The 7,475-nt window shown below is 42.2% G+C and carries 5 protein-coding genes and 1 pseudogene; 4 read left to right on the top strand and 2 right to left on the bottom strand.

The features are described 5' to 3' along the window. Positions 1-380 precede the first annotated feature (380 nt). From ACOI7Z_RS26480 to ACOI7Z_RS26465, 4 genes and pseudogenes are all read left to right on the top strand, one after another. On the top strand, positions 381-1,922 hold the full coding sequence (locus ACOI7Z_RS26480; RefSeq protein ID WP_000050481.1) for an IS91-like element ISCR1 family transposase: 1,542 nt from the start codon (positions 381-383) through the stop codon (positions 1,920-1,922). Between the two features lie 231 nt (positions 1,923-2,153). Next, a pseudogene (locus ACOI7Z_RS26475) lies at positions 2,154-2,939 on the top strand (IS4-like element ISEc29 family transposase); the annotation flags it as partial. Between the two features lie 398 nt (positions 2,940-3,337). Then, positions 3,338-4,813, top strand: coding sequence for an ABC-F type ribosomal protection protein Msr(E) (msr(E), locus tag ACOI7Z_RS26470; RefSeq protein ID WP_000052512.1), 1,476 nt, complete (start codon positions 3,338-3,340; stop codon positions 4,811-4,813). Between the two features lie 55 nt (positions 4,814-4,868). Next, positions 4,869-5,753 (top strand): Mph(E) family macrolide 2'-phosphotransferase, encoded by an 885-nt coding sequence (locus ACOI7Z_RS26465; protein ID WP_000155092.1) that lies wholly within the window; start codon positions 4,869-4,871, stop codon positions 5,751-5,753. 358 nt (positions 5,754-6,111) lie between these two features. Here the strand turns inward: ACOI7Z_RS26465 and ACOI7Z_RS26460 are convergent, their stop codons facing one another. Both ACOI7Z_RS26460 and repM read right to left on the bottom strand, forming a co-directional pair. Then, on the bottom strand, positions 6,112-6,654 hold the full coding sequence (locus tag ACOI7Z_RS26460; protein WP_004896925.1) for a plasmid replication DNA-binding protein: 543 nt from the start codon (positions 6,652-6,654) through the stop codon (positions 6,112-6,114). A 66-nt stretch (positions 6,655-6,720) separates the two neighbouring features. After that, a partial coding sequence (repM, locus tag ACOI7Z_RS26455; protein ID WP_052799137.1) for a replication initiation protein RepM occupies positions 6,721-7,475 on the bottom strand: 755 nt, incomplete at its 5' end.

Below are 7,475 nucleotides of genomic sequence, written 5' to 3'. Positions count from 1 at the left end.
AATATCTCCTTTTGGGTTGTTAATAAAACATCCAATAAGTTGACTGTGCGTGAAAAAGAAAGTTTTGTGTGATGGCGTTGAAGATCGCACCGTTAAGCTCTTATGTGGGATGGTGCAGAGCTCGACGACTACCGATAAAACGCAACCGCCGCAAACAGACAAGAAAAAGCCCCAACTGATAACAGTTGGGGCTTCAGTATTGTGATTGGTGGAGCAATAGCACCCTGAACCCAAAACCTTCTCGCTCAACCGGTAGTGGCTGATAACAACTCGTGAGGGCTATTGCGGGTTAAGCATTTAGCGATGTCTAGGGCCAGACTGGACGTCTGAACGCAAGCCGCTGATACTGTACATAACCACAGTATCAGCGGAGGATACCCATGTCGCTGGCAAGGAACGCCACGGCGAGTCAATCGCCCACTCAAACAAACGGTTACGAACGCCACCAACCCGACCAGACGCTGCTCTACCAGCTGGTTGAGCAGCACTACCCAGCCTTCAAAGCCTCACTCGAAGCCCAAGGTCAACACCTGCCTCGCTACATCCAACAAGAATTCAACGACCTCCTCCAATGTGGCCGTCTGGAGTATGGTTTCATGCGGGTTCGCTGCGAGGATTGTCATCACGAGCGTCTGGTCGCCTTCAGCTGTAAACGACGCGGCTTTTGCCCTAGCTGCGGTGCCCGCCGGATGGCCGAGAGTGCGGCGCTGCTGATAGACGAAGTCTTCCCCAAGGAGCCCATTCGCCAGTGGGTGCTCAGCTTTCCTTTCCAGCTACGCTTTTTGCTGGCTCGCCATCCCCAGCTGATGGGCCAGGTCTTGAGTATCGTCTATCGTACACTCTCAACTCATCTGATCAAAAAAGCCGGTTACACCAAAGCCTCTGCACAAACTGGCTCAGTGACTCTTATCCAACGCTTTGGCTCCGCGCTAAATCTCAATGTCCACTACCACATGCTGTTTCTCGATGGTGTCTATGCCGAAGATGACTATGGCAAGCAACGCTTCCATCGTGTCAAGGCACCCACTTACGATGAGCTGAATACGCTCGCTCACACCCTCAGCCATCGCATCGCTCGCTGCATGGAAAAGCGTGGGATTTTGGAGCGTGATGCCGAGAATACGTGGTTGACACTGGAAGAGGGCGAAGACGATACGCTGACTCAATTACATGGTGCTTCGGTTACGTATCGCATTGCCGTCGGCCCCCAGCAAGGGCGCAAAGTCTTCACCCTGCAAACCTTGCCAGGGCGTGAGGATAAAGCCGACTCAAGCAGTCGAGTAGCCAACCATGCTGGTTTCTCGCTACACGCCGGTGTGATGGCCGAAGCGCATCAGCGGGATAAGCTTGAGCGCTTGTGTCGCTACATTAGTCGGCCAGCGGTTTCAGAAAAACGTCTGGCATTAACCGCCAATGGGCAGGTGCGTTACGAGCTCAAAACTCCGTACCGCAATGGCACCACCCATGTGATCTTCGAGCCGCTGGACTTCATCGCCAAACTCGCTGCGTTGGTACCTAAGCCGCGAGTCAACCTCACACGCTTCCACGGCGTCTTTGCACCGAACAGCAAACACCGAGTTCAAGTAACACCCGCCAAGCGGGGCAAGAAGCCCGACAAATCGGAAGGTCTCGATACTAACTGGCGTGACAAGAGTCCTGCAGAGCGCCACCGCGCCATGACCTGGATGCAACGCCTCAAGCGAGTCTTCAATATTGATATTGAAGTCTGCGAACACTGCGGCGGTCACGTCAAAGTGATTGCCAGCATCGAAGATCCGAAGGTCATTGAGCAGATTCTCAAGCATCTGAAACAGAAAACAGCCAAGGCGAATGCCGCCAAGCAGCGTGAGCTGCCACCAGAACGAGCGCCGCCACTGACTCCCAGCCTGTTCGATCCATCACAGAGTCGTCTCTTTGACTGACGACCCCAAATCCAACACTGCTCAACACTGCCAACTTTTAAACGGGGCGGTGGGGCAGTTTGTATCTCTCGAGCTATCAGGCTAGAGATTTTACCGCCAAATCGAACCTTATTAGAGCGGTTTAGGCTGGACCGGCAGTTAAAATTGGGGCTTGAGCGGTAAACGAGTGAGGGAATTTCAGGTAAGATACTTCGGATGAGGAGCAAAAAGGTGGTTTATACTTCCTATACCCAAGATTATACCTGCCCACACCTACACGGGGCGTTTTTAAAGCAGCTTAAAGCCATGCTACCCAAGGACTGTAAGCCCGTAATTGTCACTGACGCGGGGTTTAAAGTTCCATGGCTGAAACAAGTGCGTAAGCTGGGATGGCATTATGTAGCTAGAGTTCGAGGCAATGTGAAGCTTAAATTGGCAGAGCAGGACAAGTTTATCAGTGTTAATCAGCTTTATCGGCAAGCGAAGAAGGATCCAAAAAGTGTAGGAAAAATCATGCTTGCCCAAACACAACACTATGAAACGCAGGCCGTCCTGGTTGGCAAAGGTTATAAGCTATTGAAACGCGATAAAAATAAGACGTATAAGGAACCATGGTTGTTGGTGTCATCCTTAGCTGACTGCCATGGGTATGCGGATAAAATTGCTAAGTGCTACAGTAGCCGAATGCAAATTGAAGAAAGCTTCCGTGATCAGAAAAGTCACCGCTATGGCCTGGGTAGCGATTTGCATGGTACCAAGAAGAAATCTCGCTTAGAGATACTGCTACTACTGGCCGCATTGGTTAATTGGTTTCATTACCTGCTAGGTAGCGCAGCGGAGAAAGCGGGTTTGCACCTGCGTTATCAAGCTAACACCGTTAAAAATAGGCGGGTATTGGCCCTGAATTTCCTTGGGATATTACTTTGCAAAGAACCCAAACAGCGAATACGCAGGCAATATTATCAGCAGGGACTTAAACAAATACTACAGTGGGTGGTTCAGTGGGACTGGGCAGTAATCAAACAGGCTGATAGCTGATTGTATGAATGGAAATTTTGTGGGGATCCCTCAGGTTGTCTAGACTTCTTTTAACAGTAAAGTTATCATAAAACTGAATTTTATTTTTTAGGTAAGTTTATGCATTCTATCCGCATTCGTTAAGACACAACTATTTGCATAGTGACACTATTTTATAATGGTGGGCTTTTGTTGTGTCTTTAAGAATATATGCGGATATATAAAGTAAAAGTATGCTTAATTTATAAGTATGCTTTTAGTGCATAGTTTCCAGTTATAACTTAATTGACTAGCTATTTGTCCACCCTGTGGATGAATAGCTTTTTTTTTGGGAGGACACTGTGATGCTAGCTTTTGTTTTCACCTAAATCCTGTTTGCTGCATAAAAAATTTCAAGAGCTAAACAGGAGTAAATAAAAATGAGTTTAATTATTAAAGCGAGAAACATACGCTTGGATTATGCTGGGCGTGATGTTTTGGATATTGATGAATTGGAAATTCACTCTTATGACCGTATTGGTCTTGTGGGTGATAACGGAGCAGGAAAGAGTAGTTTACTCAAAGTACTTAATGGCGAAATTGTTTTAGCCGAAGCGACATTACAGCGTTTTGGTGATTTTGCACATATCAGCCAACTGGGCGGAATCGAAATAGAAACGGTCGAAGACCGGGCAATGTTATCTCGCCTTGGTGTTTCCAATGTACAAAACGACACAATGAGTGGCGGAGAGGAAACTCGTGCAAAAATTGCTGCCGCATTTTCCCAACAAGTACATGGCATTCTAGCGGATGAACCAACCAGCCACCTTGATCTCAATGGAATAGATCTACTTATTGGTCAACTTAAAGCATTTGATGGAGCATTACTTGTTATCAGTCATGACCGATATTTTCTTGATATGGTTGTAGACAAGATATGGGAGTTAAAAGACGGTAAAATTACGGAATATTGGGGTGGTTACTCGGATTACTTGCGTCAAAAAGAAGAAGAGCGACAACACCAAGCCGTAGAATATGAGCTGATGATGAAGGAACGGGAGCGATTAGAATCTGCTGTGCAAGAAAAACGCCAGCAAGCTAATCGATTAGACAATAAGAAAAAAGGAGAAAAATCCAAAAACTCTACCGAAAGTGCTGGACGACTTGGGCATGCAAAAATGACTGGCACCAAGCAAAGAAAACTGTATCAGGCAGCTAAGAGTATGGAAAAGCGTTTGGCTGCATTAGAAGATATTCAAGCACCAGAGCATTTGCGTTCTATTCGTTTTCGTCAAAGTTCAGCCCTAGAACTGCACAATAAGTTCCCGATTACGGCAGATGGTCTGAGCTTAAAATTTGGTAGCCGTACTATCTTTGATGACGCTAACTTTATAATACCGCTTGGCGCTAAAGTCGCTATAACTGGATCGAATGGAACAGGGAAAACGTCCTTGTTAAAAATGATATCAGAACGTGCTGATGGATTAACCATATCTCCAAAAGCTGAAATTGGCTACTTTACACAAACAGGATATAAATTTAACACGCATAAATCTGTGCTCTCCTTTATGCAGGAAGAGTGCGAGTACACAGTTGCGGAAATTCGTGCAGTATTGGCTTCAATGGGGATCGGAGCGAATGATATTCAAAAAAACTTATCCGACTTATCGGGAGGTGAAATCATCAAACTGCTTTTATCCAAAATGCTTTTAGGAAAATATAATATTTTGCTTATGGATGAACCAGGAAACTATCTTGACCTAAAAAGTATTGCCGCATTAGAAACAATGATGAAGTCCTATGCAGGAACTATTATCTTCGTATCTCATGACAAGCAATTGGTCGATAATATTGCTGACATTATCTACGAGATCAAAGACCACAAAATCATCAAGACTTTTGAGAGAGATTGTTAATGATAGCCAATCTAATCCGAACATTAATTATTGAACTCTTTAAAGGAAATTAAAAATGACAATTCAAGATATTCAATCACTTGCTGAAGCACACGGCTTGTTGCTTACGGACAAAATGAATTTCAATGAAATGGGCATTGATTTTAAGGTCGTTTTTGCTCTTGATACAAAGGGGCAACAATGGTTGCTGCGTATTCCTCGTCGTGATGGCATGAGGGAACAAATCAAGAAAGAAAAACGCATTTTAGAATTGGTAAAAAAACATCTTTCTGTAGAGGTTCCTGATTGGAGAATTTCATCTACAGAATTAGTGGCTTATCCCATACTTAAAGATAATCCTGTTTTAAATTTGGATGCTGAAACCTATGAAATAATTTGGAATATGGACAAAGATAGCCCGAAATACATAACATCTTTGGCAAAAACCTTATTTGAAATCCATAGTATTCCTGAAAAAGAAGTTCGGGAAAATGATTTGAAAATTATGAAACCTTCAGATTTAAGACCTGAAATAGCAAACAATTTGCAGTTAGTAAAATCTGAAATTGGTATAAGTGAGCAATTGGAAACCCGCTACAGAAAATGGTTGGATAATGATGTTCTATGGGCAGATTTCACCCAATTTATACATGGCGATTTATATGCTGGGCATGTACTAGCTTCAAAGGATGGAGCTGTTTCAGGCGTTATTGATTGGTCAACAGCCCATATAGATGACCCAGCGATTGATTTTGCTGGGCATGTAACTTTGTTTGGAGAAGAAAGCCTCAAAACTCTAATCATCGAGTATGAAAAACTAGGGGGTAAAGTTTGGAATAAACTATATGAACAGACTTTAGAAAGAGCAGCGGCCTCTCCTTTGATGTATGGTTTATTTGCCTTAGAAACTCAAAATGAAAGCCTTATCGTTGGAGCAAAAGCTCAGTTGGGAGTTATATAATTTAAAAATATGATTGCTGAGAACTGCCTTGTTTTGAAACTTGGTTGGCTTTAATTAGTTTTTAGTATTCTTTATAGAAAATGCCTCGATCAAGGGGCATTTCTAACAATCATTTAACATAAAATTTCTTATACGAAATGCTTGATATTTCTCTTTAAATATCATTATATTAACGTAAGCCGTTCTGGAGTATAGGGCACCAGAACGGCTTTTTATTGATTATTCATGTTCCACGATCACTAATTGAGCGATGTTCCACGGTTTTATTCAGTTTTAATAAACATCATCCGGTTTTTTGAGGAGTCATTATTTCAAGTGCTTGCACTGAAATTGGCTCTTCAAAAAACTGGAGTCTTGGCTAACCATATGGAAGGAAAAAGCGGCTTAGGAAGCCTCTCTTCTTCTGTTCTGGTTCAACATGCTCCGGGATAGGAATACGCTTATTGTCTTGCTGAGGAGTAGTCAATTCGTCATAGTTCGTTGCTAGTTCCGACCGAGGATCCGTTGCTATATCCTGTTTAAAGCTCTGATCGGTAAAGGTAGTCATATTGGCTTTTGGTGCTTCTAGTAAGCGCTGCATAGCTTCAATCTGTTCTTGATAAAACGATTCACGTTCTAAAGATTGATTTTCTCTCTGTATTGCCTGATTTAATTGTTTTTCCAGTATGTCAACTTGACGTTTTAGTAAGTCAACTTCTGTCAAGTTTTGACTGTTAATTGATTGACTTTGATTGACTGTATCCTCTTTTTTTTGTGGTTCCCCAAAAACTCTTAGGGCCTCTGAAAAGTCAATTAATCCATCAGATCCTTTAGATAAATTTCCTTTGTTTATATGTGCATATATGGCTTGTCTTGAATATCCATAAAGCTTAGCTAACTCTGAAACTGACAGTTTTTTCATTATGTAAACCAGTTTTCAACTTGTGTTAATACCTGACTGTTAACTTAACAATTTCAATTAACAATGTCATTGAAATCCTAATTTTCTGAGTAAAGGAAGTAATTCCTTAAATTTCTCTGCATCTTGCAGCATGGCAGCTATACGTACAGCAAACTGCTGATAGCTTTCTGTGCCTTGTGAATATTTACTCATCTCAGGAAGCTCTGAGAGCTTGTTGGCGAATAGATGGCGTTGTTTATCTGTTATTTTTGAAAAGAGGTCTAATGTATTCGGATCTCTTTTAGATTCGACTGAATGCGTGGCTGATTTTTTCTGTTTAAAGCTAAATGAAAAACCAGTAATAGATCTACCTGTTTTATGCTGTTCAACTTTGACAATAATATCGGTATGTTCATTTACTTGTTTTAATGCAATGTCTAAAACATATTTTTTAAAATCATACATTCGTTTGTATTCAGTCTCGAGTACACCTATTTTTTGTCTAAAATCATACATAGTTATGAGAGGCGTTTTTCCAGTACTACGCCATGCAATCAATATTTCATATAAACGAACAGCATAAGCACTTGTTAAATTACTTATTTGTTGTATTTCATACTTTGTAAATTGTTCTTCTAACCTAGTAATTAAAGGCACAATAGCAGGGGCAAAAATAAGTCTAACGACAGCTTCATTATCAATATAAGCCACCTCGCTCACCCATCTTGATTTGTGATTAATAGTGTTACCTTTTTCACTAAGACTCTGATAACTGAATTGTCTTGCAAACAAGTCATCGCAAGCATCTTTTAACGCCTGATAAGCCGTATTTCGATGTACAC

The sequence above is a fragment of the Klebsiella sp. C283 genome, assembly GCF_048822555.1.
Lineage (GTDB): Bacteria > Pseudomonadota > Gammaproteobacteria > Enterobacterales > Enterobacteriaceae > Klebsiella > Klebsiella quasipneumoniae.
Note: the sequence above shows the minus strand (reverse complement) of the source record. Positions and strands in the feature narration are given on the sequence as shown.

Excerpts from the sequence above, each read along its gene's own strand:
- ACOI7Z_RS26480 (WP_000050481.1), top strand. The coding sequence starts at position 381 with ATGTCGCTGGCAAGGAACGCCACGGCGAGTCAATCGCCCACTCAAACA.
- ACOI7Z_RS26465 (WP_000155092.1), top strand. The coding sequence starts at position 4,869 with ATGACAATTCAAGATATTCAATCACTTGCTGAAGCACACGGCTTGTTG.
- ACOI7Z_RS26460 (WP_004896925.1), bottom strand. The coding sequence starts at position 6,654 with ATGAAAAAACTGTCAGTTTCAGAGTTAGCTAAGCTTTATGGATATTCA.